At 65.5% G+C, this 25,818-nt stretch carries 22 protein-coding genes; 6 read left to right on the forward strand and 16 right to left on the reverse strand.

Annotation, left to right across the window (positions count from 1 at the left end):
* Positions 1-5: 5 nt before the first annotated feature.
* The 3 genes from QTI66_RS07240 to QTI66_RS07250 are packed head-to-tail and all read left to right on the forward strand — an operon-like array spanning position 6 to position 3,714.
* Positions 6-1,280 (forward strand): amino acid deaminase, encoded by a 1,275-nt coding sequence (locus tag QTI66_RS07240; RefSeq protein ID WP_286558501.1) that lies wholly within the window; start codon positions 6-8, stop codon positions 1,278-1,280.
* A gap of 11 nt (positions 1,281-1,291) precedes the next feature.
* Positions 1,292-2,212 carry a MurR/RpiR family transcriptional regulator gene (locus QTI66_RS07245; RefSeq protein WP_286558502.1) on the forward strand — a complete coding sequence of 307 codons (921 nt, stop codon included), beginning with the start codon at positions 1,292-1,294 and terminating at the stop codon, positions 2,210-2,212.
* Positions 2,209-3,714 (forward strand): N-acyl-D-amino-acid deacylase family protein, encoded by a 1,506-nt coding sequence (locus tag QTI66_RS07250; RefSeq protein ID WP_286558503.1) that lies wholly within the window; start codon positions 2,209-2,211, stop codon positions 3,712-3,714. Before QTI66_RS07245 ends, QTI66_RS07250 begins: the two co-directional genes overlap by 4 nt.
* A gap of 40 nt (positions 3,715-3,754) precedes the next feature.
* On the opposite strand, the gene QTI66_RS07255 is transcribed toward QTI66_RS07250, so the two are convergent.
* Both QTI66_RS07255 and QTI66_RS07260 read right to left on the reverse strand, forming a co-directional pair.
* Complete coding sequence (locus QTI66_RS07255; protein ID WP_286558505.1) at positions 3,755-4,600, reverse strand: GNAT family N-acetyltransferase; 846 nt, start codon at positions 4,598-4,600, stop codon at positions 3,755-3,757.
* Between the two features lie 112 nt (positions 4,601-4,712).
* Entirely contained in the window at positions 4,713-6,551 is a 1,839-nt protein-coding gene (locus tag QTI66_RS07260) for a DEAD/DEAH box helicase (RefSeq protein ID WP_286558506.1), read from the reverse strand.
* A 287-nt stretch (positions 6,552-6,838) separates the two neighbouring features.
* Between QTI66_RS07260 and ettA the strand changes: the two genes are divergently transcribed.
* Entirely contained in the window at positions 6,839-8,500 is a 1,662-nt protein-coding gene (gene ettA, locus QTI66_RS07265) for an energy-dependent translational throttle protein EttA (protein ID WP_286558507.1), read from the forward strand.
* Positions 8,501-8,557: 57 nt separating this feature from the next.
* Complete coding sequence (locus QTI66_RS07270; protein WP_286558509.1) at positions 8,558-9,922, forward strand: PQQ-dependent sugar dehydrogenase; 1,365 nt, start codon at positions 8,558-8,560, stop codon at positions 9,920-9,922.
* Here QTI66_RS07270 and QTI66_RS07275 read toward each other — a convergent pair.
* The 14 genes from QTI66_RS07275 to QTI66_RS07340 form a co-directional block, all read right to left on the reverse strand.
* Entirely contained in the window at positions 9,879-10,994 is a 1,116-nt protein-coding gene (locus QTI66_RS07275) for an acyltransferase family protein (RefSeq protein ID WP_286558510.1), read from the reverse strand. The two genes, QTI66_RS07270 and QTI66_RS07275, sit on opposite strands and share 44 nt — an antisense overlap.
* Positions 10,995-11,009: 15 nt before the next feature.
* Complete coding sequence (locus tag QTI66_RS07280) at positions 11,010-12,101, reverse strand: DNA glycosylase AlkZ-like family protein (protein ID WP_286558512.1); 1,092 nt, start codon at positions 12,099-12,101, stop codon at positions 11,010-11,012.
* Between the two features lie 33 nt (positions 12,102-12,134).
* The gene (locus tag QTI66_RS07285) at positions 12,135-13,013 is read right to left on the reverse strand and encodes a sugar phosphate isomerase/epimerase family protein (protein ID WP_286558514.1); all 879 of its coding nucleotides are present in this window, start codon (positions 13,011-13,013) and stop codon (positions 12,135-12,137) included.
* Between the two features lie 5 nt (positions 13,014-13,018).
* Complete coding sequence (locus tag QTI66_RS07290; RefSeq protein ID WP_286558515.1) at positions 13,019-13,945, reverse strand: NAD(P)-dependent oxidoreductase; 927 nt, start codon at positions 13,943-13,945, stop codon at positions 13,019-13,021.
* Positions 13,945-14,652: an SDR family NAD(P)-dependent oxidoreductase gene (locus QTI66_RS07295; protein WP_286558516.1), complete on the reverse strand. Its 708-nt coding sequence runs from the start codon at positions 14,650-14,652 to the stop codon at positions 13,945-13,947. Before QTI66_RS07295 ends, QTI66_RS07290 begins: the two co-directional genes overlap by 1 nt.
* Positions 14,630-15,589 carry a Bug family tripartite tricarboxylate transporter substrate binding protein gene (locus QTI66_RS07300; RefSeq protein ID WP_286558517.1) on the reverse strand — a complete coding sequence of 320 codons (960 nt, stop codon included), beginning with the start codon at positions 15,587-15,589 and terminating at the stop codon, positions 14,630-14,632. The genes QTI66_RS07295 and QTI66_RS07300 overlap by 23 nt, the downstream gene beginning before the upstream one ends.
* A 41-nt stretch (positions 15,590-15,630) precedes the next feature.
* Positions 15,631-16,815, reverse strand: coding sequence for a dihydrodipicolinate synthase family protein (locus QTI66_RS07305; protein WP_286558518.1), 1,185 nt, complete (start codon positions 16,813-16,815; stop codon positions 15,631-15,633).
* 21 nt (positions 16,816-16,836) lie between these two features.
* Positions 16,837-18,000, reverse strand: a complete 1,164-nt coding sequence (locus tag QTI66_RS07310) for a Gfo/Idh/MocA family protein (protein WP_286558520.1) — start codon at positions 17,998-18,000, stop codon at positions 16,837-16,839.
* A gap of 44 nt (positions 18,001-18,044) precedes the next feature.
* Positions 18,045-19,028 (reverse strand): tripartite tricarboxylate transporter substrate binding protein, encoded by a 984-nt coding sequence (locus tag QTI66_RS07315; protein ID WP_444814960.1) that lies wholly within the window; start codon positions 19,026-19,028, stop codon positions 18,045-18,047.
* A 158-nt stretch (positions 19,029-19,186) separates the two neighbouring features.
* A complete protein-coding gene (locus tag QTI66_RS07320; protein ID WP_286558522.1) occupies positions 19,187-20,605 on the reverse strand; it encodes an enolase C-terminal domain-like protein in 1,419 nt (472 codons plus the stop codon).
* Positions 20,605-21,384: an ABC transporter ATP-binding protein gene (locus tag QTI66_RS07325; RefSeq protein WP_286558524.1), complete on the reverse strand. Its 780-nt coding sequence runs from the start codon at positions 21,382-21,384 to the stop codon at positions 20,605-20,607. The genes QTI66_RS07320 and QTI66_RS07325 overlap by 1 nt, the downstream gene beginning before the upstream one ends.
* Positions 21,385-21,404: 20 nt before the next feature.
* Positions 21,405-22,409, reverse strand: a complete 1,005-nt coding sequence (locus tag QTI66_RS07330) for an ABC transporter substrate-binding protein (protein ID WP_286558525.1) — start codon at positions 22,407-22,409, stop codon at positions 21,405-21,407.
* A gap of 34 nt (positions 22,410-22,443) precedes the next feature.
* Complete coding sequence (locus QTI66_RS07335) at positions 22,444-23,217, reverse strand: ABC transporter permease (RefSeq protein ID WP_286558526.1); 774 nt, start codon at positions 23,215-23,217, stop codon at positions 22,444-22,446.
* Positions 23,218-23,347: 130 nt separating this feature from the next.
* The gene (locus QTI66_RS07340) at positions 23,348-23,986 is read right to left on the reverse strand and encodes a TetR/AcrR family transcriptional regulator (protein ID WP_286558527.1); all 639 of its coding nucleotides are present in this window, start codon (positions 23,984-23,986) and stop codon (positions 23,348-23,350) included.
* A gap of 108 nt (positions 23,987-24,094) precedes the next feature.
* On the opposite strand from QTI66_RS07340, the gene QTI66_RS07345 reads away from it, so the two are divergent.
* Positions 24,095-25,816: a thiamine pyrophosphate-binding protein gene (locus QTI66_RS07345; protein ID WP_286558529.1), complete on the forward strand. Its 1,722-nt coding sequence runs from the start codon at positions 24,095-24,097 to the stop codon at positions 25,814-25,816.
* Positions 25,817-25,818: the final 2 nt, after the last annotated feature.

Raw genomic sequence — 25,818 nt, forward strand, 5'->3', positions numbered from 1 at the left:
CTCCCATGACCACCAACGAACTGATCCTCGACCACCGCAGCAAGAGCTATCCCCTCGATGCCGCGCCCTGCCGCGCGGCCGACATCGGCCAAAAGGGCTGGAACGTGCTGGCCGATGACCTGCCGTTTCCGCTGGCCGTCATCAAGCGATCCGCGCTCGCGCACAACATCGCGTGGATGCAGGACTTTGCGCAGCGCAAGGGCGTGACGCTGGCGCCGCACGGCAAGACGACGATGTCGCCCGAGCTGTTTGCCCAGCAACTGGCCGGCGGCGCGTGGGGGCTGACCTTTGCAACCATCTACCAGCTGTCGGTGGGCGTCGAAGCCGGCGCGCGCCGTGCGGTCATCGCCAACCAGGTGGTGTGCGATGCCGACCTCGATGGCTTGGCAAGACTGCTGGCGGACCACGACGGCCTGCGCGTGTGGTTCCTGGTCGATTCACTCGCCCAACTGGCGCTGATCGAAGACTGGTCGAAGCGCCGCGCGTTCAAGGGCCGCCTCGATACGCTGATCGAGATTGGCGTGCCCGGCCAGCGCACGGGTTGCCGCACGCTCGAAGAAGCGCTGACGCTGGCGCGAGCCATCGCGCGTTCGCCTTCGGCGCAACTGGGCGGCATCGAGTGCTACGAAGGCGGCGTCGCCCGCTGCGAAAGCGAGCATGACGCACGCGAAGTCACGGCGCTCATCGGTCGCGTGACCCAAGCTGCGCGCGCATGCGACGCCGAGAATCTTTTCTGCGACGAGACCATCATGCTCACGGCCGGCGGCTCGGCGGTGTTCGACCTGGTCGTTCCGCTGCTGCGCACGCAAGGCCTCTCGCGGCCGGTACAGGGCGTGTTGCGTTCGGGCTGCTACGTCACGCATGACGATGGCAATTACGCGCGATTCCTGCGCAAGGTGGAAGACCGCGAAGGCCTGGACGCCTCCTTGCGCCCCGCGCTCGAGGTGTGGTCGATGGTGCAGTCGGTGCCCGAGCCCGGTCTCGCGCTGCTGACCTGCGGCCGTCGCGACATTTCGTATGACCTGGAAATGCCGATTCCCGTGCGCCAGGCGCCGCGCGGCGCGCGTGAGGCGGTTGCCGTGCCACCTGACTGGAAGATCAGCGCGCTGAACGACCAGCACGCCTACCTTCGATTCGACCCCGCGGCCGTGACGCCGCAGGTGGGCGATCGTGTGGCGCTGGGCATCTCGCACCCCTGCACGACCTTCGACAAATGGCGCTGGCTGCCGCTGGTGGAAGACGACGGTGCCGTCAGCGGCGCCATCAGCACCCGCTTTTGAGCCGCGCCGCCATGAACAACGCGGCTGCCAGCCTTCTGCAACGCATGCGTGAGCGCATCGAGGCGCTGCCTGCGGCGCAGCGCAGCGTGGTGCAGTGCGTGCTCGACGATCCAGGCGCCGCTGTCGCAGCGACAGTCGAGCAACTGGCGCAGCAGGCGGGCGTGTCGATGCCGACCATCGTTCGCACCTGCCGCAGCTTCGGCTTCGATTCGGTGCGCGAATTCATGCTCGCGCTGGCGCAGGACCTGGCGGTGCGGGGCTCGTACCTGCATCGCAGCGTGCTCGCCGACGACAGCGCGGGCGACGTGGCGAGCAAGATCGTCCACGCGGCCGTGTCCTCGCTGACGGAACTGGGCCGCAGCATCGACGTCGAGGTGGTGGACAAGGTGGCGACACGCTTGGCCGCGGCGCAGCGCATCGATTGCTATTCGGTGGGCGCGGCGTCCACGTTCATGGCCAGCGAGTTGCAAAGCCGCCTTTTCAGGCTGGGCCGAACGTCCAATGCCATCTTCGATGCGCACCAGCAACTGGTTTCGGCGAGCACGCTGGGGCCGGACGGTGTCGCTTTCGTGATCTCGCATGTGGGGCGCATGCCCTACACACTGGAAGCGGCGCGCTTTGCCCGCTCGCAGGGCGCCACGGTGGTGGCGCTGACGCAGCCCGACACGCCACTGGCCGAAGCCGCAGATCTGGTGCTTGCCGTGTCCGTGCCGCAAGATGCCGTGATGCGCGTGGGCACTGAAGCCTATCTCGCGCATCTGGTGGTGATTGAAATCCTCATGGTGCGGCTGGCGCAAAAGCTCGGGCCGGTGGCCACGCGCGGATTGCAGCAGTTCAAGCAACTGTTGCACAAGCATGGCTTCGACAGCGCCGAGTACTCGGGCGCCATGGAAACACCGCATCGCGAGAACGATGAAGAAGAGAGGCCATGATGAAAATCGAAGCCGATAGTGCCGCGCTGCTGCAGGGCGGACTGATCGTCGACGGCACCGGTGCGCCAGGGCGTGTGGGTGACCTGCTGATCATTGGCGGGCAGATCGCCGCCGTCGCGGACATGGGGCAGGTTCCGGCCGCATTGCTGGCGGATGCCGCAAAAGCCAGGGGCGGCTATGAAGTCGTCGATTGCAGCGGCATGGTCGTTGCACCGGGCTTCATCGACGTGCACACGCATGACGACGCGGCGTCCATCGAGCGGCCGGAGATGCTGCCCAAGCTCTCGCAGGGCGTGACGACGGTCATCGTCGGCAACTGCGGTATTTCGCTCGCGCCCGTGGTGACGGACGCGCCTCTCGCACCGCTGTCCTTGCTGGGCCGCGGCCAGTTCCGCCACGCGACGATGCGCGAGTACGCCGCGGCGGTGGATGCCGCACAGCCGGGCGTCAACGTGGCGGCGCTGCTGGGCCACACAGCCCTTCGCATGCGCCACATGCCGGTGCTCGACCGCCCCGCCAACGAGGCGGAACGTGCCGCCATGGCGCAAGACATGCAGGAGGCCATGGACGCAGGTGCGCTCGGCCTGTCTTCCGGCATCTTCTACGAAGAAGCCTACGCGGCCGACGTCCAGGAACTGGTGGCGGTGGCCTCGGTGGCCGCTCGCAATGGCGGCGTGTACGCCACGCACATCCGCGACGAACTGGCCGGGATTCTTCCAGCGCTGCAGGAAGCGGCGCTGACCGCACGCCAGTCGGGCCTGCCGCTCGTGCTTTCGCACCACAAGTGCGCCGGTCCGGCCAACTGGGGACGCACGCTGCAGACGTTGCCGCTGGTCGAGCAATTGGCGCGCGACCAGGAGATCGCGATGGACGTGTATCCCTACACGGCCGGCTCCACGGTGCTGCGCGAAGACCTGGTCGATGGGGTCATCGACATCCTCATCACGGGCAGCCAGTCGCATCCTGAAATGGGCGGCCGCTACCTGGCCGACATCGCGGCGGAGTGGGGTGTTTCGCAGCAGGATGCGGCGGTGCGGCTCAAGCCGGGCAATGCGTGCTATTTCCAGATGCGCGAGGACGATGTGGAGCGCGTCATCAAGCATCCGCTGTCGATGATCGGCTCCGACGGCCTGCCGCACGACGAACGTCCGCATCCGCGACTGTGGGGTGCGTTTCCGCGCGTGCTCGCGTCGTACTGGCGCGAGAAGGGCTTGCTGCGCCTGGAAGAGGCCATCCACAAGATGACGGGCATGTCCGCCATGCGTTTTCGCATTCCCGGACGCGGGCTGCTGCAGGCGGGCTGCGCCGCCGATGTCGTGGTCTTCGATCCGCAACGCGTCAAGGATGGCGCAACCTTCGAGCAGCCGCGACAGTTCAGCGAGGGCATCGAGCAGGTGTGGGTCAACGGCGTTCTGAGCTACACGGCGCAAGGTCGTGCGACCGGCGTGCGCGCGGGGCGATTTGTGCGCCGTGCCAGCGCGCCAATGACGCAAGCGAACTGAGAACGACTATCAGCGCGCCTGCGAACGCCGGCGCGTGCGGCTATCCGAGCTCGAAAGTGGTGATCCCGAAAATGCGTTCCATCTCGACCGCGGGCCGCTTGCCGGCATACATGCGCGCGGTCTCGAACACACGCTGCATGCCGAGCGATTGGGTCAGGGTGACCGCCTTGGCATTCGACAGCGGGATGTCCAGGTAAACAGTCTCGTCCACCGGCACGCTGCGGCACAGCGCCAGATAGAGCCCCTTGGCGATGTCGCGGTTGTCCGCGACCAGCGGGCCGATCTTGTGGCCTTCGCGGCATCGCCGGATCACGCCCCAGCCGGCCAGCCGCCGGCGTTCCATCCACGCGAAGCCGGTGGCGTCGGGCATCTGCAGCCACGCGTGCAGGAACGAATCGCGGGCTGCCGGAAACACGCGGCGGTCGTCGGCGCGCACCATGTCGAACTTGACGCTTTGCAAGGGCACGATCTGCGCCGAGACGCCCAGTCCCGCTGCACGCGTCACGCTGGCAAAGCGCGCGTTCTGCCAAGCCGTTGAAAAGCCGCTGCGGCGGTAGTTGTCCTGCTGCCCCAGCACGCCATCGAGCCCGATCACGCGGCCCGTGAGCCGCGTCATGCCGGCACGCCACAACTCCAGCCCGATGCCCTTGCCGCGCCACGGCGGCGCAACCACGTAGAAGCCGATGAAGCCGAAGTGCTCCTCGTAGCGCACGGCCGCAATGCAGCCGATGGGCTTGCCGTCCATCTCCGCGATCATGAAGCCCTCGGGGTCGGCCGCGTAGAAGCACGCTGCATCGTGAAGGCCGGGGTTCCAGCCTTCAAGCGCGGCGAAGTCGATGGCCAAGGCCATCTCGTTGCGTAGCAGGGGACGAATGTTCAGTGCCATGACTCGATCTGGCTCAACGGCCAAAGACAAGGATACGTGTACAACGCGAAAAAATGACAAGGGGCGCTGAAGCGCCCCCTGTTGTTGCCTTTGCTTTCAGGCGATTCGCGTATTAGCGACCAAACCGGCCACCGCCGCCGCCGGAGCGGCCACCGCCGCCACCGCCGTAGCCGCCGCTACCGCCGCCATAGCCGCCGCCACCACCCGAACGGCTACCGCCGCCCGAGCGATTGCCACCGCCATAGCCGCCACCACCACCACCGCCGGTGCGACGGCCGCGGCCACCGCCCATGCTGTCCACACTGGTGCGCAGCGGATCGGGCTGGCCTGCGGGGCCGCCGGCACCGACTTCGGCACGGCGATGTGCCAGCGCGTCGGCTTGCGTCGGGCTGTGGGTGTTGCCGTGATGACGCGGCTGGCGCTCTTCATGCGGCAGATGATTCTGATGACCGTGATGCGTGCCGTGCGGCTGCGGTGCGCGGGCAGCGCCCTGCACGCCGGCACCTGCGCCACCACCACGACGACGACCGCCTTGGCCACCCGCGTTGCCAGCGTTGCCGCGAGCACCGCCGCCCGCATGGCGCGCTTCGCCGCCTGCAGCGCCGCCACCGCGACGTTGACCGCCGCCGTTGCCGCCGCCACCGCCGCTGCGCTCGCCTTGGCCTGCCTTGTTTTCGCGGATGCGCTGCATCATTTCAGTGCGAGCGGCACGTGCCGCGGCCTGCATGACTTCACGGCTCGGCGGACGGCCCGCGCCGCCCCAGATCGTCTGGCGACCCATGGCGATCGGTTCGGCGCGTTCGCCTTCTTCGGGACCGAAGCCATCAACGACCTTCACAGGAATCTGTTGCTTGGTGAAGCGCTCGATTTCCTGCATGAAGCCTTCTTCGTCCAGGCAGACCAGGCTCACCGCCTCGCCGCTGTTGCCGGCACGGCCGGTGCGGCCGATGCGGTGGACATAGTCTTCGCTGACGTTCGGGATTTCGTAGTTGACGACGTGCGGCAGCTCGTCGATGTCGATGCCGCGGGCCGCGATGTCGGTCGCGACCAGTGCGCGGATGTCGCCGCTCTTGAAACCGGCCAGCGCCTGCGTACGCGCGCTCTGGCTCTTGTTGCCGTGCAACGCCATCGCCTCGATGCCGTTCTTGGTCAGGAACTCGGCCACGCTGTTGGCACCGAACTTGGTGCGCGTGAACACGAGCACCTGGCTCCAGCTGTTCTCGTTGATGATGTGCGCGAGCAGCGCCTTCTTCTTGCCGCGGCCAACGGGGTGCACCACCTGCGTGATGCGCTGCACCGTCGTGTTGCGCGGCGTGACCTGAACGCTTTGCGGGTTCTTGAGCAGCGTGGCTGCCAGGTCGCGGATTTCGTCGCTGAAGGTGGCCGAGAACAGCAGGCTCTGCTTTTCCTTCGGCACCAGGGCCAGCACCTTCTTCACGTCATGGATGAAGCCCATGTCGAGCATGCGGTCGGCTTCGTCGAGCACGAGGATCTGCACGGTCGACAGGTCGAGCATGCCTTGCTGTTGCAGGTCGAGCAGGCGGCCGGGCGTGGCCACGAGGATGTCCACACCCTTCTTGAGCTTGCTGATCTGCGGGTTCATGCCGACACCGCCGAAGATCACGGTGGAGTCGAGCTGGAGGTATTTGCCGTAGGTGCGAACGGATTCTTCGACCTGGGCCGCGAGTTCACGCGTGGGGGTCAGCACGAGGGCACGAATGCCGGTGCCGCCGAACTTGTTCGTGGCGCTGCGGCTCATGGTGAGCTTGTGCAGCATCGGCAGCGTAAAAGCCGCCGTCTTGCCGGTGCCGGTCTGTGCGCCGCCCAGCAGGTCGTGGCCTTCGAGCACCACGGGGATCGCCTGGGCCTGGATCGGCGTGGGCGTGTCGTATCCGTGCTCATGCACGGCCTTCAGGATGGCCGGAGCCAACTTCAGATCATCAAAGTTCATTGAGAGTAATAGCGCCTTCCACGGCGCAGTGGCATCAGCCCGCCGCGGTGCTCTTGTTTGTGGAAGCAACCGGGCCAGTCAAGGCAGATGAAGTCAGGGGTGGGAGCCGAAGGCCTGAAAAGGCCGTCTTGTCCCCGGCAGAAGAGCCGCTGTTGCGGGTAACTGGACCCGGCAACGACCCGTATTGTCGCACGAGACGATAATCGAGGGTTCGCCGCCGTCCATTTGCCACAATTTCGGGCGGGCGCGCGCCCTCTTACTTCAATCGATCGAGCAAAAATACCCAGATGGCCCAGTACGTCTACACCATGAACCGCGTCAGCAAGACCGTGCCGCCCAAGCGGCAGATCTTGAAAGACATCTCGCTCAGCTTCTTCCCGGGCGCCAAGATCGGCGTGCTCGGCCTCAACGGCTCCGGCAAGTCTTCGCTCCTGAAGATCATGGCCGGCGTCGACAAGGAAATCGAAGGCGAAGCCACGCCGATGCCTGGCCTGTCGATCGGCTACCTCGAGCAGGAACCCAAGCTCAACCCCGAGCACACGGTGCGCGAATCGGTCGAAGAGGCGATGGGCGCGGTCTACGCGGCCAAGGCACGCCTTGAACAGGTTTACGAGCTCTATGCAGCCGAAGACGCCGACTTCGATGCGCTGGCCGCCGAGCAGGCCCAGCTCGAAGCCATCATCGCGACGGCCGGCACCGACTCCGAGCACCAGCTGGAAATCGCGGCCGACGCGCTGCGCCTGCCGGCATGGGACGCCAAGATCGGCGTGCTCTCCGGCGGTGAAAAGCGTCGCGTTGCGCTGTGTCGCCTGCTGCTGTCCAAGCCCGACATGCTGCTGCTCGACGAACCGACCAACCACCTGGACGCGGAATCGGTCGAGTGGCTGGAAGTGTTCCTCAAGCGCTTCAGCGGCACCGTGGTGGCCATCACCCACGATCGCTACTTCCTCGACAACGCAGCCGAGTGGATCCTGGAACTGGACCGCGGTCGTGGCATTCCATGGAAGGGCAACTACAGCACGTGGCTCGAGCAAAAGGGCGACCGCTTGGCGCAAGAGCAGAAGAGCGAAGAAGCCCACGCCAAGGCCTTGAAGAAGGAACTGGAATGGTCGCGCCAGAACCCCAAGGCACGCCAGGCCAAGAGCAAGTCGCGCCTGGCCCGCTTCGAGGAATTGAGCGACGTCGAATACCAGCGCCGCAACGAAACGCAGGAAATCTTCATTCCTGTGGCCGAGCGCCTGGGCAACCAGGTCTTCGAATTCAAGAACGTCAGCAAGTCCTTTGGTGATCGCCTGCTCATCGACAACCTGAGCTTCAACGTGCCCGCGGGCGCCATCGTCGGCATCATCGGCCCGAACGGCGCCGGCAAGTCGACGCTGTTCAAGCTGATCGCGGGCAAGGAGAAGCCGGATTCGGGTGAAGTCATCGTCGGCCAGACCGTCAAGATGGCTTTTGTCGACCAGCACCGTGACGAGTTGGCCAACAACAAGACCGTGTGGGAAGACATCTCCAACGGCCTGGACATCATCAACGTCGGCAAATTCCAGATGGCCAGCCGCGCCTATGCGGGCCGCTTCAACTTCAACGGCAGCGACCAGCAGAAGAAGGTGGGCACGCTGTCCGGCGGTGAACGCGGACGCCTGCACCTGGCCAAGACGCTGATCGCCGGCGGCAACGTGCTGATGCTGGACGAACCGTCGAACGACCTGGACGTGGAAACGCTGCGCGCGCTGGAAGACGCGTTGCTGGAGTTCGCGGGTTCCGTGCTGGTCATCAGCCATGACCGCTGGTTCCTTGACCGTATCGCAACGCACATCCTCGCGGCCGAAGGCGACAGCCAGTGGACTTTCTTCGACGGCAACTATCAGGAATACGAAGCCGACAAGAAGAAGCGCCTGGGTGAAGAAGGCGCGCGTCCGCACCGGATGCGTTACAAAGCGCTCAAGTAAGCGATTCCGGATTTCGGCTGAAGGGCGCAAACTTGGGGCTGCCCCAAGCTCGGCCTCATGCAACAGTCGAAACTCCTTTCGCTGGTTCTGCTGGCGTTCTCCATCGCTGCAACAAGTTGCGGCGGGGGAGGCGGCGGCAGTTCTTCGGCACCGGCGGCCGCCAACGTGTCGAACGCAATTGCTGATACGACGGTCGTCGGCGATGCGAGCGGGACAGGTGCAACGGGCGCATCGTCTCCCACGCCTGGCTCGACACCCACGTCTTCGACGCCGACTCCGGCATCCACTCCGGCGCCGCCGGGATCTACGCCGTCGCCACCCTCGGTGCCCGTCGGCCTGCGGCTGGTCGAAGTCGCTACTGACCTGAACAGCCCGTGGGGCATGGCCTTCCTGCCCGATGGGCACATGCTCATCACCGAGCGGGGTGGACAGTTGCGACTGCGCAAGGCGGACGGCACACCCGAAAGCGGCGTCAATGATTTCATCTCGGGCGTGCCCGCGGTCCTGGTGGCCGGGCAGGGTGGCCTGCTTGACGTGGCGGTGGATCCTGCCTTTGCAACCAATCGGCGCATTTACCTCAGCTTTGCCCAGGGAAGCGCGACGCTGAACGGCACTGCGGTCGCGCGAGCGGAGTTGAACCTGGCCACACGCACGCTCGAAAACGTCACGGTCATCTTCCAGCAGCTGCCCAAGGTCGACAGCACCGCGCATTTCGGCTCACGGCTGGTGTTCGATCGCAATGGCTACCTCTATGTCACCCTCGGTGAGCGCCTGACGAACGAGCAGCGCGTGTTTGCCCAGGACCTCACGCGCGGCAACGGCAAGGTGATGCGCATCACCACCGATGGTGCGCCAGCGCCCGGCAATCCCTTTGCCGCCACGCCCGGCGCGCAGGCCGCCATCTGGAGCTATGGCCATCGCAACCCACAGGGCGCTGCCATCCATCCCGCCACGGGCGAGTTGTGGGTGAGCGAGCATGGCCCGCAAGGGGGCGACGAAATCAATCGGGTGCTGCCGGGTCACAACTACGGCTGGCCGGTCATCAGCTACGGGCAGGAGTACGGCACCACCACCCAGGTCGGCGAAGGCACCGCCAAGGCCGGCATGGACCCACCCCTGACCTACTGGGAAAAGATCGACGGATCGGCGTGGACGGGTGGCACCAAGTCGTCGATTGCGCCCAGCGGCATCGCCTTCTACAACGCGGACAACATTCCCCAGTGGAAGGGCAATCTCTTCGTCGCTGCATTGGCAGGCACCGCGCTGTGGCGCTTGACGGTCGACGGCAATTCCGTGACTGCACGGGAGCGCCTGCTGGCCGATCGCGGCGAACGCATTCGTGACGTGGAGCAGGGCCCCGATGGCTGGCTTTACGTCCTCACGGACGGGACGCCGGCAAAGCTCTTGCGCTACCAGAATTGAAGCGCCGCCGCAGCATCGCCTGCAGCCACGAGCGTACCGGCCGGTCAAACCAGCGGTCGGCCAGCCAACTGACGGCGAGCACCGCGCCGATCAGCAGCATGAAGGTCAAGCCGGAAGTTGGTAACGGCAAACCCGCGGCCGCATATCCGCTCATCCACACCTGCAGTACCGTTCCGTGGACCACGTAGATGGCGTACGACAGCACGCCGAGCTGCGCAAGCCCATCGCCGACTTTGCCCCTGGGCAGTTCCGCAAAGCTCAGCACCATTATGAGCACCGGAAAAATCACGAAGATGGCCGCCAGCTTGAACCACAGGTGCGCGGGCGCGTAGAGGCAGCCGAACAGGACAGCCAGCGCGATCAGGCTCCAGAGCCCCTGTTTCGCCGGCCGCGTAGCCGCCCGTCGGCTGTGCCATTCATGGATCTGGATGCCGAGGAAGAACGAGAAGAAAACGCGCGGCACGCCCGCCAGCAGCGTGTTCCAGCTGGCGCCGCCGACTTCGTCCTGCCAGATCAACTGCAGCGCGAACAGCAAACCCGAGACGATGACGACAGCCCAGCGCGTGCGCGAATTCAGGATGCGCGCGCAGAACATGGCGAACACCAGGTTGATGCCCAGCTCGAACAAGATCGACCACGCCGCCACGTTGAACGGGTACAGATAGCCCTGTGGATCCCCTGAAGGCGAGGGCAGCATGAGCAGCGCAAAGGGAAGCTTGCCGGCAAGCGCCTGCGTGGACCAAGGAATGGGCTTGGACAACGCCAACATGCCCGCCAGGAAAACCAGCAGCATCAGCAACGAGAACAGGTAGAGCGGATAGAGACGGATGAGGCGCACCAGTGCGAATTCGCGCAGGCTCATTTGTCCGCTGGACAGCTTGCCAAGGTAGGCATGGGCCAACACGAAGCCGCTGAGCCCGAAGAAGAAATCGACCGCCAGATGGCCGCTGCCAAAGCCGTTCCCGCGCATGGCGTTGGGCAGGTGATACACGACAACGACCAGCGCCGCGATGCCGCGTGCGGCGTCCAGCGCATGGAAAACGCGCTTGTCAGCGTGGTGTGAAGTGGTCATTGGAAGTCCATCGTATCAACGCGGTTGCAGGAACTGCGCCATGCGATGCAACTCGTCATCCAATGCGGTGCGAAATGCCACATCTCCTGGCTTCGCGTGGGCGAAGCCGAAGGAGGCTTGCAACTGCCCGTTAGGCGTGGACACATTGGCCCAGCCGATCACCTGTTCGCGCCACAGCAAGGGCAGGGCGTAGTAGCCGAGCTGGCGTTTGGGCGCTGGCGTGTAGGCCTCGAACTTGTAGGTCCAGCCCCAGAGCAATTCAAATCGCCGGCGATCCCACGCAATGGGGTCGAAAGGCGCGAGCAGGCGCACGGCACCGTCGGGTGCGTGCCGGCGCGAGGCGGGGTTTTCGTCGGACGGCCAATACCAAGTGGTGCCATCGATACGGCAGGTGGTGAAATGCTCGCGCGCGGCGCGCAGGGCCGCTTGCGATTGCGTTGCCAGATGCGGCGCACCGTAGCCGAGCAGGCGCACCAGGTAGGTCAGGCTTGCGGCCGGGAGCGGGGCGTACTTGCGCACCACGAGTTCAATGAGTGCGCGGGCACGGCGCTCGCGGGCGTCGGCGCTGTCGTCGCATGGTGCGTGGTCCACCGCTTCATACACGCGGGTACCGCTGTCGCGCCGTGCGACGCGCAGCATGCCTCGGTAGTGCATGCCATCGAGCAGATGCGTCGTCGCGTTGCTGGAGCCGCCCCAGTAGTTCTTGATGCGGCCGTGCGCGAAGTGCAGCTCGACGTCACGCGGATGCACCGGGCCCTGTTCCCGCACGAAGGCCAGAACGTCGGCGGCCTTGCGTCGCGTATCGGCATCCCAATCGCGTTTGGCTTCGCGCGGGTGCATCAGTGCAAGGTGCTCGCGCGGCAGGAAGCCGTAGTTGACGAGGCAATCCTCTTCGATGGCCAGCCGCGTGTACTTGCGTTCCAGGTCGCCCACCCGGTAGTCCTTGACCCGGTGGCGAAGCGTGAGGTCTTGCGCGCGTGCAGGGGCGCGAATCGGGTCCGCCTGCACGAAGCCCAGGCGCTGGATGGCGCGCCCCAGTGTCGTCGGTTTGAACAGTGTGCGTGCGACGGCGTAGCGCCGCAGGTCATCGAGGGTCGGATCGGCCATGCTGGAGGATAAACATCCTCCAGCGCGGCCGCTTCAGACGTGGCTGCGGTGCCGCTCGATGCAGGTCTTCAGCGTCTCGTCGCCGCTGCGCTGCCACCAGTCGAGCGTCGAGAAGATCTCGACTTCGCTGAAGCCCTCGAAGCCCGCCGCTTCGACCCAGCCGCGAACCTTCTTGAGCTCGACAACGCCGTCGCCCATCATGCCGCGGTCGCTCAGCAGGTCGCGCGTGGGCGTGAGCCAGTCGCATACGTGGTAGGCCAGCAGGCGCTCCTTGCCCGCGCGTGCAATCTGCTGCTGCAGCTTGGGGTCCCACCACACGTGATAGATGTCCAGGGCGACGCCGAGCATGCCGCTCTTGCCTGCATCGAGTTCATCGCAAATGTCGAGCGCGTGTTCAAGCGTGTTGATGCAGGCGCGGTCGGCCGCTTGCATGGGATGCAAAGGTTCGATGGCCAGCGGCATGCCGACTTCGCGGGCGTACTCCAGCGATGCCGCGATGCCGTCGCGCACTTCGCCGCGGGCACGGCCGATGTCCTTGTACGCGACCTTGCCTTCGAGCGCGCCGGGCAGGGCGCCGACCACCAGCACCACGCAGGGTGCGTTCAGCGTCTTGGCTTCGTCGATGGCGCGGCGGTTGTCTTCGAGGGCGGCCTTGAGTCCCGCCGCATCCGGGGCAGGAAAGAATCCGCCGCGGCAGTAGCCCGACAGGCCGATGCCATGCGCCTTCAGCTGCTTCGCAATCTTGTCGAGCCCAACGGCTGCGACCTGGTCGCGCCAAGGGCTGATGGCGCGGATGCCGCGCTCGGCGCACTGGTCGATGATGCGGTCCAGAGGCACCTCGACGCCCGATTGCTTGCGGATCGTGGCGGTGTTGATGGAAAGCCAGTCGTGGTTCTGTGAAAAGTCGCGCATGGTGTTCAGTCGTCCGTGTTCGGGGTGGTGCGGGAGGCCGTGGTTTCGCGGCGGATCTGCTTGACGATGGCTGCGTTGTCCAGTTCGCCATCGCCGGCGGAAATGGCATGGCGCATCAGCGTTGCGTGGGTTTCGGACAGCGGCAGACGTTGGCCTGCGACTCGCGAGCGATCGAGCATCAGGTCCACGTCCTTGAGGTGTTGGCGGATGCGCGACTGCGGTGCGAAGTCGCCTTCGACCATCATGCGGCCCTTGGTTTCAGCCGCGGCCGATCGCGCGGGCGTCGCGAGCACGAGCGCGAGGAAAGTTTCAGGCGCAATGCCCAGCGTCTCGGCGAAGACCATGCCTTCGGCCAGCACCGCGCGGTTCAGGCCGAGCACGAGATTGGTGGCTAGCTTGGCCTTGGCGCCGAAGCCTGCGGCGCCCACGTGGATGCGTTGTGTCGACAGGGCGTCGAGCACCGATGTGCAGCGTGCGATCGCGTCCGGGATGCCGCCGAGCAGCACGGTTGCCTCACCCTTGGCGATCTGCTGGCTGGAGCCCGACAGCGGCGCTTCGATGAAGTCGATGCCGCGCGCAGCGAGCCTGGCCGACAAGGCTTCGAGCACGTCGGGTGTGCCGGTCGAGCAATCGACGATGGTTTGCACTTCTCCGCAGGACGTGAGTCCGCCAGCGCCCTCGACGACTTCCAGCACGTCGCGGCTGTCGAACACTGCCAGCACGACGATGTTGGCAACAGTTGCCACGTCTGCAATCGTCGCAGCGGTACGGCCGCCGCTCGCCTTGAGCGCGGCGCGTGCCTCTTCGCGCACGTCGAAACCCACGCACAGGAAGCCCGCCGCCAACAAGCGCTGTGCAATGGCGCTGCCGACCAGGCCCAAGCCAACGATGCCGATCGTCGGTGGTTGCAATGGCGTGTAGTTGCTCATCATCACGCCCCCAGCGACGCGCCGCCGCAAATACGAATGTCCTGACCCGTGATGGCCTCTGCGGCGGGCGAAAGCAGGTAACTCACCAGCGAAGCGATCTCGCCCGGCTTGATGAGTCGCCCGATGGGCGGCAGCTTCGGCGCGGCCGTGCTGCGCGCTGGATCGTCGAGCATGGGCGTCTCGGTGGCAGCGGGCGACACGACGTTGACCGTGACACTGCGCGCCACCACTTCCGCAGCCCAACTGCGGGCCAGCGAGCGCAAAGCCGCCTTGGTCGCCGCGTACTGGCTGCGCCCCGCGATGCCGTCCGCGACGCGGCTGCCGATCAGCACGACGCGACCGCGACCGGCAGCGGCCATCGCAGGCAACACGTGGTTGGCAATGCGCGTGGCTGCATCGACGTGCAGCTTCCACATCAGCGCGCCGTCGCTTGCCGCGAGTTGGCCAAGCGGCCCGACACGCAAGACGCCGGCGGCATGCACGAAGGCGTCCAGCGGTGGCAGCGCCGTGATGGCCGCGTGGGCGGCCGCGTCGTCGCACAGGTCGACGCGCACCGCTTCGAAGCGCTCGTGCCCGATGTGGCTTGGCGCCACGTCGAATCCGGTGACGTGCCAGCCCTGGCCGAGCAAGTCCAGCGCCACGGCCAGGCCGATGCCTGAACTCGTGCCGGTGACCAGCGCCCGGCGCTCACTCGATGCGGATGTTTCCATCGGTGATGATCTTCTGCGAGCGCGCCATGTCGTCGTGCTGGAATTTGGCGAAGTCTGCGGGACTGCCCGGCGTGAGCAGCAGGCCCTGCTGCGCGAGCTTGTCTTTCATCTCGCCTTCGAGCGCCTTGTTGACTTGTGTGTTGAGGTAGGTCGTGACGGCAGCTGGCAGCTTCGCCGGACCCCACAAGCCGTACCAACTGTAGAACTCGTAGCCCGGCACGGTCTCGGCCACCGTCGGCACATCGGGCAGGTTGGGTGCGCGCGCCTTCGAGGTCACGGCAATCACGCGGAGCATGCCGCCCTTGTGATACTGCAAGGCGCCGAGGATGGGGTCGATAAAGCCGTCGATCTGCCCGCCAATCAGGTCCTGGAATGCCGGTGCCGTGCCCTTGTACGGAACGATGAGGTAGTCGAGCTTGCCTTCGCGCTTGAGCAGTTCCGTCGACAGGTGACCGGCCGAGCCGATCGAGCCGACCGCGAAAGTCATCTTGCCGGGGTTGGCCTTGGCGTAGCTCATCATCGTTTTGATATCGGTGATGGGCAGGTTCTTGTTGATCGACACGGCCAGCGGCGCCTTGGCCACCAGCGCGATGGGCTCGAAGTCCTTCACCACGCCGTAGGGCGTGGACTTCATCGTCATCGGTGCGGTGACGAAGGTGGAGGCGTTGAAGAGCAACGTGTAGCCATCGGCGGGCGCCTTGGCCACGGTGTCGGCGCCAATGGTGCCGTTGCCGCCGGGCTTGTTCTCGATCACGAAAGGCTGCCCAGTCTGTTCCTGGAGCTTTTGCGCGAGTTGGCGTCCTACGGTGTCCAGCGTCCCGCCCGGCGGGAACGGGATGATGACGCGCACCGGCTTGGTGGGATAGCCCTGCGCAGCCGCCGAGAGGGCGGCGGCGCTCAGGCTCAGAATCAACACACGTTTCAGGAAGCGCTTCATCTCGGTGTCTCCTCGATGGATCGGCAAAAAAATGGGGGAGCTCAGTCGATGCCGTGCATCGCCAGCAGCGTCTTCATGCGCTGCACGGCGAGCTCGGGCTTTTCGAGCACGTTGGCCGCATCGGCCAAGCGGAACAACTCGGCCAGGTGTTGCAGCGAGCGCGTGCTCTGCTGGCCGCCGACCATCGTGAAGTGCTTCTGGTGGCCGTTGAGCCAGGCCATGAACACCACGCCGGTCTTGTAGAAGCGCGTGGGCGCCGCGAAGATGTGGCGCGACAGCGGCACCGTGGGTCCGAGCAGGGCGTGGAACTTCTCCTCGTTGCCCTGCACGAGTTCGCCGAGTGCGGCGCTGGCAGCGGGTGCGATCGCGTCGAAGATGCCGAGCAATGCATCGCTCTTGCCATGCAGCGGCTCGTTGCCGAAGCCGTCGCCGGCGATGAGTTCGGCGTAGTTGAAGTCGTCGCCCGTGTACATCCGCACGCCCGAGGGCAGGCGTCGGCGCATGGCGATTTCCTTGTCCTTGTCGAGCAGCGAAATCTTGATGCCATCGACCTTGGCCGGGTTGGCCGCGATGATGCCCAGGGCCGTGTCCATGGCCGCGTCGACATCCTTCGTGCCCCAGTAGCCGGCGAGGGCGGGGTCGAACATGTCGCCCAGCCAATGCAGCACCACAGGTTGCTTCGCCTGACGCAGCACGCGGTCGTATACGCGCTCGTAGTCGGCGGGGCTTTTTGCCACGCGGGCCAGTGCGCGGCTCGCCATGACGATCAGCTTGCCGCCGAGCGCTTCGATGGCTTCCATCTGCTCTTCGTAGCCGCGGATGACGTCATCGACGCTCTTGACGCGGTCGATGTCGAGGTGGTCGGTGCCGCAGCCCGAGGCGACGAAAGCGCCCGGCACATCCTTGGCCGCATCGAGCGAGCGGCGGATGAGTTCGAGCGATGTCGCCCAGTCCAGGCCCATGCCGCGCTGCGCCGTGTCCATGGCTTCCGCCACGCCCAGGCCGAGCGACCACAGGTGGCGGCGGTAGTCGATGGTGGCGTCCCAGTCGACGGCCGCTTGCAGCCACGGATCGACGGCAGCAAGTGGATCGGCCACGACGTGCGCCGCCGAGTACGCAATGCGGTTGAACTTCAGCCCGGCGGCCGGGCGCGTGAGCACGGTGCCTTTGAGCGTGTACGGCGCCAGCGAGCCGCTGGCGGTGGGGAGTGAAAGCGTGAGGGCCATGGTGGTCTTCCGGTTGAAGGGTCAGACCTTGAGCGGCTCGACGTTGACCCAGCGACGCTCTTGCCAGCTTTCCAGCGCCTTCTCGACCAGCTGCACGCCTTTGGCGCCTTCGGGCAGCGTCCACTTGTAGGGCTCGTTTTCCACCACATGGCGGATGAAGTGCTCCCACTGGATCTTGAAGCCGTTGTCGTAGACCTGCGAGTCCGGAATCTCCTGCCACTGGTCGAAGAAATTCATCATCTGCTTTTCGTCCGGGTTCCAGACGGGGCGCGGCGTCGCGACGCGCGATTGCGCACGGCAGCTCGAGAGGCCCGCGACGGCCGAGCCATCGGTGCCGTCGACGTGGAAGGTCACGAGGTCATCGCGGCGAACGCGCGTGGCCCAGCTCATGTTGAGCTGCGCCACGACTGGCTCCCCGTTGTGGCCGGTGAGTTCGCAGGTCGCATAGGCCGCGTCGTCGGCGGTGCATTCGTAGGGCTTGTTGTTTTCGTCCCAGCGCTTCGGAATGTGCGTCACGCCCAGGCACGACACGGACTTCACTTCGCCGAAGAGGTTGTCCAGCACATAGCGCCAGTGGCACATCATGTCCAGGATCATCCCGCCGCCGTCTTCCTTGCGGTAGTTCCAGCTCGGGCGCTGGATCGGTTGCAAGTCGCCTTCGAACACCCAGTAGCCGAACTCCAGGCGCACGCTCAGCATGCGGCCGAAGAAGCCGGCGCGGCGCAGCATGTCGAGCTTGCGCAGGCCGGGGAGGAAGAGCTTGTCCTGCACGGCACCGTGCTTCAGGCCCGAGCCTTCGGCGAGGCGCGCGATCTCAACCGCTTCGTTGAGGTTGGTGGCGATGGGCTTCTCGCAATACACATGCTTGCCGGCGCGAATCGCCTTGGCCAGCAGGGTGGGGCGCATCTGCGTGGTGCCGGCGTCGAAGAAGATCGTGTCGTCCTTGTTCTCCAGCGCCTTGTCCAGGTCGGTGCCCCAGCGCGCGATGCCGTGCGTCTTGGCCAGTGCTTCCATCTTCTCGGCGTTGCGGCCGATGAGGATGGGGTCGGGCATGACCTTGTCGCCGTTGGAAAGCGTCACGCCGCCCTGCGCACGGATGGCGCAGATGGAGCGGATCAAGTGCTGGTTCATGCCCATGCGTCCGGTGACGCCGTGCATGATGAGTCCGAGTCGTTGAGTAGCCATGGTGTTGGGGCTCCGGGTGGGTGTGTTGGGTAAAAGGCGCGGGGTTACTGCGCCGGCGTGAGGCCGGCAGCCTTGACGAGTGCAGCGTTGCTCTTGATCTCGTCCTTGATGTAGGCATCGAACGCTTCGGGCTTCAGCGTCCATGCGTCAGCGCCAAGCTTCAGGAAGCGTTCCTTCACCTCGGGGCTGGCCAGTGCCTTCTCGACTTCGTCGTGCAGGCGGTTCACGATGTCGCGTGGGGTCTTGGCCGGGGCCATCATGCCGATCCAGAAGTTGAATTCCGAACCCGGCACGCCGGCTTCTGCGGTCGTTGGCACGTTGGGCAGCGCAGCGGCGCGCTTGGGCGAGCCGACCGCCAGCGCCAGCAACTGGCCTTCCTTGATCTGGCCGATGACCGGCGCGATGGGCGAGAAGTAGTAGTCGACGCGGCCCGAGAGCACTTCCGTCACGGCCTCGCCCGATCCCTTGAAGGGGATGTTGGTCGCTTCGATCTTCGCGGCCATCTTGAACTTCTCGGCGTTCAGGTGCGTGGCGCTGCCCTGGCCGGCCGATGCGTAGTTGATGCTGCCCGGCTTGGCGCGCGCAGCGGCCAGCAACTCCTGCAGCGTCTTGATGTTCTTGGCGGGCGAGATCACCAGCGCGTTCGGCAGGCTGGAGATCGGCGTGACGCCCGCGAAGTCGGCCACCGTGTCGAAGGGCAGCTTGGCAAAGGTCGACGGGCTCACCGTGTGCGACGACGAGTGGATCATGATCGTGTAGCCGTCCGGCGCCGCCGTCGCCACCGCCTGCTGGCCGATGGTGCCGCTCGCGCCGCCGCGGTTGTCGATGACCAGCGGCTGGCCCATGCTGGCGCCCATCTTGTCGGCGATGGCGCGGGCAATGATGTCCGTGGTGCTGCCGGCCGCGAAAGGCACGATCACGCGAATGGGCTTGTTCGGGTAGCCGCCCTGCGCAAAGGCGGTGGCGGTGGCAAAGGTCGCCATGCAGGCGATGGTGGTGGCCGCTGCGAGGCGGGCGATTTGAATCATGGAGTCTCCTTGGGGCCGTTTGCTTTTGGCTTTAATTCACTGGATGGTGAATATGGAGGAATTCTAGGACGCGCGGCGTCCCAGGGTCAATCGCTGCTTGTCCCTCGTGGATTGGTGAAAACCCTTGAATTCGAGACGCGTTCCAGCGTCTTTACAATTCACCAGTTGGTTCGCATGGCATCCCATTGGATGCCGGCGCCGGCGCCGCCGGTCGCAAAGCCCGCTTGCTGGAGCGAGCTGAGGTCGAGTTCACCCTGAACGATGCGCAGCCGCGTTGCGCCATCGTTGGATTCGTAGAGCAAAGGATGCCCGGCAAGAAACGCCGCCTGTTCTTCCGCAGGCAGCGCGGCCATGCCATCGACGTAGTGATGGCCGTTGCGCTCCACGTGCATCAAGCCCAGCCACGCGACCAGCGCCAGGTCCTGCTGCACGCCGACACCGGCCTGCATGGTGAGGTCTTCGCCGGAGAGGAACAGTTTCTGGCCACCGTCGGCCTGCGCCCGCGCGCAACGCGCCGCATTGATCACCGATTTGTAGAAGCCCTTGCAGCTCTTGCTCGACACGCCCGTGTAGCCCAGCGCCTGGGCCTGCACGAAGCTGCCCAGCGTGCTGTCGGATTCGTCGACCAGCAGGGGCATGCGCGCCGCGACCGCGCGCATGTCGTGCTGCAAGGCCGTGGCGCGCTGGATCGGTTGTTCGATGAAGGCGGTGCGGCTTGCCAGCCTGCGCAGCGCGGGCGTGGAGAGCATGGCATCGAGGAAGTCAGAGAAGGCCGATGCCTTGGCGTACTGCTCGTTGCCGTCGAGCGTCACAAGTTCGGCCACCGGGTCGATCACACTGGCAATCTGCGTCAGGCGCTCGAGGTCGCTCGCGGTGTCGCCGCACAGCTTGAGCTTGAAATGCCGATGGCCGTAGCGCGCGATGGCCGCCTCCAGCGAGGTCGGCAGGCCGTCGTCGGGCATGCCGGTGATGTCGCCGTCGCGGATCGCGTCGGCCAGGCCGACCGTATGGCGGGCGGCGATGCGCTGGCGCGGTGTGTGCGCACGCAGGAAGGCTGGCATGTCGAAGCCGGCGAGTTCGGGCGCGAGCGATGCGGCCTCGATGCCGCAGGCATCCGCCGACATCGCCTGTGCAAAGCTGCAGCCCAGGTGCAGGCACAGCGCATCGAGCACCGCACGGTCGACGAGGGCAGGGCCGTAGCTGGCCACGAGCGCGTTCAGGCCGGCAGCGCAGCCTGCGCCCAGCACATCGGCGTAGTGACTCGCAAAGTGCCCCCACGCGGTCTGCGCCGACTTGTCGACGCAGGCCTCGCGCGCCAGCTTCAATGCCTTGCGCAGTTGCTCGAAGTTCTGTTCGTTGCTGAGCGCCGGGTTCTTGTCGAACCACTTGGGAATCATCATCTCGGCCGCGCAGCCTTCGCTGGTGCGGCCGTCCGCAAAGCGGATGCGCGCCCGCACGTAGACCTGCGGGCAGGAAGTGACCGTCGCCGCGCCGAAGCGGAAGGGCAGCCGCAGCACCACGTCGCGCTCCGAGAAGCGGATCTCCTCGATGGCGAAACGCAGTGCGTGGGAAGTCATCAGTGGTCCAGGATGCCCTGGGAAAAGAAGTGCGCGCGGATGGTCTTCGAGTACTCGCCGAAGGCCGTCGAGCCCATGAGGTCGAGCGTGCGCTCGGCTGGCAGGTCGATGTCGTAGACCGCGGCGATCGAACCCGGCCGCTCGCTCATCACAATCACGCGGTCCGACAGGAAGATCGCCTCGGGGATGCTGTGCGTGATCAGCATCACCGTCTTCTTCGACGCGCTCCAGATGCGGCGCAGTTCCAGGTTCATCTTCTCGCGCGTCATGGCGTCGAGCGCGCCGAAGGGTTCGTCCATCAGCAGCACCGAGGGGTCGTGCAGCAAGGCTCGGCAGATTGACGCGCGTTGCTGCATGCCGCCCGAAAGCTGCCACGGGTACTTGCCCTCGAAGCCCTTGAGGCCGGCCATTGCAATCAGTTCGGCCGCCCGCGCGCGCGCCGCGGCCATCGGCATGCGGCGGATCTCCGCTTGCAGCAGGATGTTGTCGATCACGCTGCGCCAGGCCAGCAGCACTGCGCTCTGGAACACGATGCCCACGTCCTTCTGCGGCCCCTTGATGGGATGGCCCGACAGCGTCAGCGTGCCTTCGGTGATCGGCAGCAGCCCCGCGACCATCTTCAGCAGCGTGCTCTTGCCGCAGCCCGAGGGCCCCACCACCGACACGAACTCACCGCGGCGAATCGAGAAATCGAGCGGCTTGAGCGACTCGACCGGCCCGTCCCTGGTCTGGTAGACCTTGGTGACACCGCGGGCTTCGATCAGGACGTCTGGGGACATGAGGCTGTTGCTGAGAGCGTTTACTTGGCCGGGAGATATTCGAGCGTCACGTAGTCTTCGGGCTTTCCGCGCGTGGAGGCTTCCATGCCGCCGTATTGCACGAGCAGGTCGAGCGAGTCGTTGACGTTCTTCATGGCGACGTGGAAGGGCGGCTGGTTGGCCGTGTCGGGTGTGTGATACAGCGCCACGCTCTGCTTCATGCCGACGATGAGCGTGTCACGCACGCCGGCCTTCGGGTTGGCCTTCAGCATCGCGTCGACGGCCGCTTCGGGGCTCTTCTCGGCGGCTTGCGCAGCACGCGTCGAGGCACGCATGAAGCGCTTCACCAGGTCCGGATTCGAAGTCAGCAGTTCCTTGTTGGCGATGATCCCGGAACTGATCTGGTTCACGCCCGAGTCGGCAAAGCGGATCGGTGTCACCGGCTTGCCGGTCGCGTCCTGCAGCTTGATGGCCTGATCCATCACGTAGCCGAGCAGCAGGTCGGCCTGGCCGTTCATCACCGCGTTGAGCTTGGTCTGCGCGTCGCCCGAGACGATCTTCACCTGGTCCGCCGTGATGTTGTTGGCCTTGAGGAACAGCGGCCACATCTGCGACATCGAGTCGCCAGGCGTCACGGCCACCGTCTTGCCGATGATGTCCTTCGGCGTCTTGATGTTCTTTTCGGTGAAGCCCATCACCGACATCGGGCTCACCTGGAACAGCACGCCCGTGGACTTCAGCGGCGCGCCCTTGGCGGCCGCCTTGATCATGGTCGTGACGTCGATGTAGCCGAAGGTGGCCGACTTGGCCGCCACCGCCTGCGCCGTCACCGCCGAACCGCGGCCTTCCTGGATTTCCAGTTCGATGCCTTCATCCTTGTAGTAGTTCAGCTCCCTGCCGAGGAAGAAGGGTGCGTGCTCGCTGTAGAGGTACCAGTTGAGCATCAGCGTGACCTTGTCGGCCGGCTTGGTCTGGGCCTGCGCGGGGGCGATCGCCATCAGGGCGGCCGCAGCGCTGGCGAGGAGGGAGGGGAGCAGCTTCTTCATGGTTTGTCTCCGTGAGAGTGAAGGGAACACGAACTCAGAACACCTGGCGCTGCGAGGCATGCCAGGGAATCATCAGCCGTTCGACCAGGTCGACGACGACGAACAGGAGCACGCCGATGCTCGACAGCACCACCAGCGCGGCGAACATCAGCGGCAGGTCGAAATTGCCATTGGCCACCTGCAGCACGTAGCCGATGCCGGAGTTGGAACCGACGAACTCGCCGACTACCGCCCCCACCACCGCCAGCGTGATCGACACCTTGAGGCCGCTGAAGATGGCCGGCATCGCTTGCGGCAGGCTGATCTTGAAGAAGGTCTGCAGGCGGCTCGCTCCCATCGAGCGGGCGAGGTCGAGCATGTCGGGCTCGACCGACTTGAAGCCCATCACCGTCGACACCACCACCGGAAAGAAGCCGAGCAGGAAGGCCGAGATGACCTTGGGGAAGATGCCGAAGCCGAACCACACGACGAAAAGCGGGGCAATCGCCACCTTCGGAATGCTCTGCGAAAACACCAGCAGCGGGTACACATACGACTCGACCAGCCGCGAATAGGCGATGCACATCGCAATGGGAATGCCGATCACGATGGTGAGGGCGAAGCCGCCCAGCGTGGCGAGCGTCGTCTTCCAGCTTTCAGCCAGCAGCCGCGGCCATTCCGCGATGAGTTGCTTGACCACCTGAAGCGGCGGCGGAATCAGGTAGGCCGGAATCTTGAAGACGCGAATCGCCAGATCCCACAGCACCAGCAAGACGACGATCAGCAGGAACGGCCGTAGCGCGGGGAATAGCAGCAGTCTGCGAAGCATCGATCAAATTCTCCGGATGGCGTGCAAGGCACCTCCGGCAAAACGTCGAAGTCACCAAACGGTGAATTGTTTGGGGGCTGTCAGCAACTGTCAACGGCTCCTGGGGTAAGCACGGGCACTCGCCGCCGTCTCACTTCATGACGTAGCCCAGCACCAGTTCCTTCATGTGCGACAGGCGCTGCGCCAGTGCCTTGGGCGTTCGCAGGTCGCGCCCGAAGATGGCCGAGAGCGTGAAGTTGTTCGACAGGTAGAAGTAGCAGATCGAGGCGATCGAGATATAGAGCTGGATCGGATCCACGCCGTCGCGAAACAGCCCCTGGTTGCGCCCTCGCTCCAGCACGCTGGCCAGCATCGCGACGAGCGGCGAGTTCATTTCCTGGATGCGGTCGGACTGCTTCAGGTGAGAGGCCTGGTGCAGGTTTTCGCTGTTGAGCAGGGTGATGAACTCCGGATGCTCCAGGTAGTAATGCCAGGTAAAGGACACCAGTTGCCGGATGGCCTCCACCGGGTCCATCTCGTCCAGGTGCAGCGCCTGCTCGGCGGCGCGAATGTCGGCGTAGGTGCGCTCCAGCACAGCCAGGAACAGGTCGTCCTTGTTGCCGAAGTAGTAGTAGATCAGGCGCTTGTTGATCTCCGCGCGCTCGGCGATGCGGTCGACGCGCGCTCCGGCGTAGCCGTATTGCGCAAACTCGTCCATGGCGGCACTGAGGATGACCAGTTGCGATTTGTCGGCGTCGCGAAGGCGAGGGGTCGGCGAGGTGGCTGCCATGTTTTTGTAACCAGCGAGTGAATTATTTTCGTCCTGCCCGCATTGTGCGTCGAGCGCCAGGAAAAGTGCGACACCATAATGGATCGCTTCACTTCACTGGCAACCTCCATGAACGGAACACCTGCAGGCCATTTGATTGTTCAGTGCCTGGTAGAACAAGGCGTCGACACCGTGTTCGGCGTGCCCGGCGAAAGCTTTCTGGCGGTGCTGGACGGCTTTCATGCCCAGCGCGAGCACATCCGCTTCATCGTCAATCGGCAGGAAGGCGGCGCGGCCTTCATGGCCGACGCCCATGCGCGCATCACCGGGCGGCCCGGCATCTGCTTCGTCACCCGCGGGCCGGGGGCCACCAACGCCTCCATCGGCGTGCACAACGCCTTCCAGGATTCGACGCCGCTGGTGCTGTTCATCGGCGACGTCGGCAGCGACTTCCGCGATCGCGAGGCCTTCCAGGAGGTCGACTATGGCAGCTTTCTGGGCCCGAGCACCAAGGGCTTTGCCAAGCGGGTGGAGCGCATCGACGACGCGGAGCGCATCCCGGAGTACATCGCCCGCGCCTTTGCCACGGCCATGAATGGCCGTCCTGGCCCCGTGGTCCTGGTGCTGCCCGAGGACATGCTGCGTGCCACCGCGTCGGCAAAGCCCTTGCCGCGCGTGGAGGCCGTGCAACCCTGGAGCGACCCCGGCGCCTTGCGCACGCTGCGCGAGATGCTGCTCGCGGCCAGGCAACCCTTCGTCATCGCCGGTGGCAGTGGATGGACGCCGCAGGCCGCGCAGGCGCTGCAGCGCTTTGCGGAGAACTGGCAGCTGCCGGTGGGCAACGCCTTCCGCTACCAGGATACGTTCGACAACCACCACCCCCTGTATGCGGGCGACGTGGGCATCGCCATCAACCCGAAGCTGGCGCAGCGCGTGAAGGACAGCGACCTCGTCATCGCCATCGGCCCGCGCCTGGGCGAGATGACGACCAGTGGCTACACGCTGCTCGAGGTGCCCAAGGCCAGGCAGAAGCTGGTTCATATCCACGCCAGCGCCGAGGAACTCAATCGCGTCTACCAGGCCGACCTGGCCATCAACGCCGGCATGAGCGCCGCGGCGCGCAGCCTGGAGGTGCTGACGGCGCCGACCGAGTTGCCGTGGGAGGCGTGGACCCAGGCGGCGCACGCCGACTACCTCGCCAACCTGGAACCCCAGCCCTTGGCCGGCCTTCCCGCAGATGCGCCGCGAGGCGCCGTAGACATGGCGGCCGTGGTGGCGATGCTTCAGAAGCACCTGCCGCACGACGCCGCCATCACCAATGGCGCCGGCAACTTCGCGAGCTGGGTGCACCGGTTCTTCCGCTATCACGGCCTCGCCAAGGGACACAAAACGCAACTGGCGCCCACCAGCGGGGCAATGGGCTACGGCGTGCCGGCGGGCATCGCGGCGAACCTGGTCAGCGGACGCATCGCCTTCACCATCGCCGGCGACGGCGACTTCCTCATGAACGGACAGGAGTTGGCCACGGCCGTGCAGCATGGCGGCAAGAGCATCATCGTGCTGCTCAACAACGGCATGTTCGGCACCATCCGCATGCACCAGGAGCGCGAGTATCCGTTGAACGTGAGCGGCACGGCGCTGCGCAATCCGGACTTCTGTGCGCTGGCGAGGGCCTATGGCTACGCGGCGGAGCAGGTCACCGAGACCTCGCAATTCGAGGCCGCCTTGCTGCGCGCCCTGGCCGCCGATACGGGCACGCTGATCGAGATTCCGCTCGACCCCGAGATCATCACCACGCGCGGCACGCTGGCGTCGATCACGCAGGCTGCTCAAAAGCGGCTGGGTTCCTGACC

Source organism: Variovorax brevis (assembly GCF_030317105.1).
In the GTDB taxonomy this organism is placed as follows: domain Bacteria; phylum Pseudomonadota; class Gammaproteobacteria; order Burkholderiales; family Burkholderiaceae_C; genus Variovorax; species Variovorax brevis.

Bases quoted from the DNA above. Each gene is read 5' to 3' on its own strand.
- QTI66_RS07295 (WP_286558516.1), bottom strand. From the start codon at position 14,652: ATGGAAACATCCGCATCGAGTGAGCGCCGGGCGCTGGTCACCGGCACG.
- QTI66_RS07340 (WP_286558527.1), bottom strand. From the start codon at position 23,986: ATGGCAGCCACCTCGCCGACCCCTCGCCTTCGCGACGCCGACAAATCG.
- ettA (WP_286558507.1), top strand. From the start codon at position 6,839: ATGGCCCAGTACGTCTACACCATGAACCGCGTCAGCAAGACCGTGCCG.
- QTI66_RS07315 (WP_444814960.1), bottom strand. From the start codon at position 19,028: ATGATTCAAATCGCCCGCCTCGCAGCGGCCACCACCATCGCCTGCATG.
- QTI66_RS07280 (WP_286558512.1), bottom strand. From the start codon at position 12,101: ATGGCCGATCCGACCCTCGATGACCTGCGGCGCTACGCCGTCGCACGC.
- QTI66_RS07310 (WP_286558520.1), bottom strand. From the start codon at position 18,000: ATGGCTACTCAACGACTCGGACTCATCATGCACGGCGTCACCGGACGC.
- QTI66_RS07345 (WP_286558529.1), top strand. From the start codon at position 24,095: ATGAACGGAACACCTGCAGGCCATTTGATTGTTCAGTGCCTGGTAGAA.
- QTI66_RS07250 (WP_286558503.1), top strand. From the start codon at position 2,209: ATGATGAAAATCGAAGCCGATAGTGCCGCGCTGCTGCAGGGCGGACTG.
- QTI66_RS07325 (WP_286558524.1), bottom strand. From the start codon at position 21,384: ATGTCCCCAGACGTCCTGATCGAAGCCCGCGGTGTCACCAAGGTCTAC.
- QTI66_RS07330 (WP_286558525.1), bottom strand. From the start codon at position 22,409: ATGAAGAAGCTGCTCCCCTCCCTCCTCGCCAGCGCTGCGGCCGCCCTG.
- QTI66_RS07320 (WP_286558522.1), bottom strand. From the start codon at position 20,605: ATGACTTCCCACGCACTGCGTTTCGCCATCGAGGAGATCCGCTTCTCG.
- QTI66_RS07335 (WP_286558526.1), bottom strand. From the start codon at position 23,217: ATGCTTCGCAGACTGCTGCTATTCCCCGCGCTACGGCCGTTCCTGCTG.
- QTI66_RS07305 (WP_286558518.1), bottom strand. From the start codon at position 16,815: ATGGCCCTCACGCTTTCACTCCCCACCGCCAGCGGCTCGCTGGCGCCG.
- QTI66_RS07300 (WP_286558517.1), bottom strand. From the start codon at position 15,589: ATGAAGCGCTTCCTGAAACGTGTGTTGATTCTGAGCCTGAGCGCCGCC.
- QTI66_RS07290 (WP_286558515.1), bottom strand. From the start codon at position 13,945: ATGATGAGCAACTACACGCCATTGCAACCACCGACGATCGGCATCGTT.
- QTI66_RS07245 (WP_286558502.1), top strand. From the start codon at position 1,292: ATGAACAACGCGGCTGCCAGCCTTCTGCAACGCATGCGTGAGCGCATC.
- QTI66_RS07270 (WP_286558509.1), top strand. From the start codon at position 8,558: ATGCAACAGTCGAAACTCCTTTCGCTGGTTCTGCTGGCGTTCTCCATC.
- QTI66_RS07275 (WP_286558510.1), bottom strand. From the start codon at position 10,994: ATGACCACTTCACACCACGCTGACAAGCGCGTTTTCCATGCGCTGGAC.
- QTI66_RS07285 (WP_286558514.1), bottom strand. From the start codon at position 13,013: ATGCGCGACTTTTCACAGAACCACGACTGGCTTTCCATCAACACCGCC.
- QTI66_RS07255 (WP_286558505.1), bottom strand. From the start codon at position 4,600: ATGGCACTGAACATTCGTCCCCTGCTACGCAACGAGATGGCCTTGGCC.
- QTI66_RS07240 (WP_286558501.1), top strand. From the start codon at position 6: ATGACCACCAACGAACTGATCCTCGACCACCGCAGCAAGAGCTATCCC.
- QTI66_RS07260 (WP_286558506.1), bottom strand. From the start codon at position 6,551: ATGAACTTTGATGATCTGAAGTTGGCTCCGGCCATCCTGAAGGCCGTG.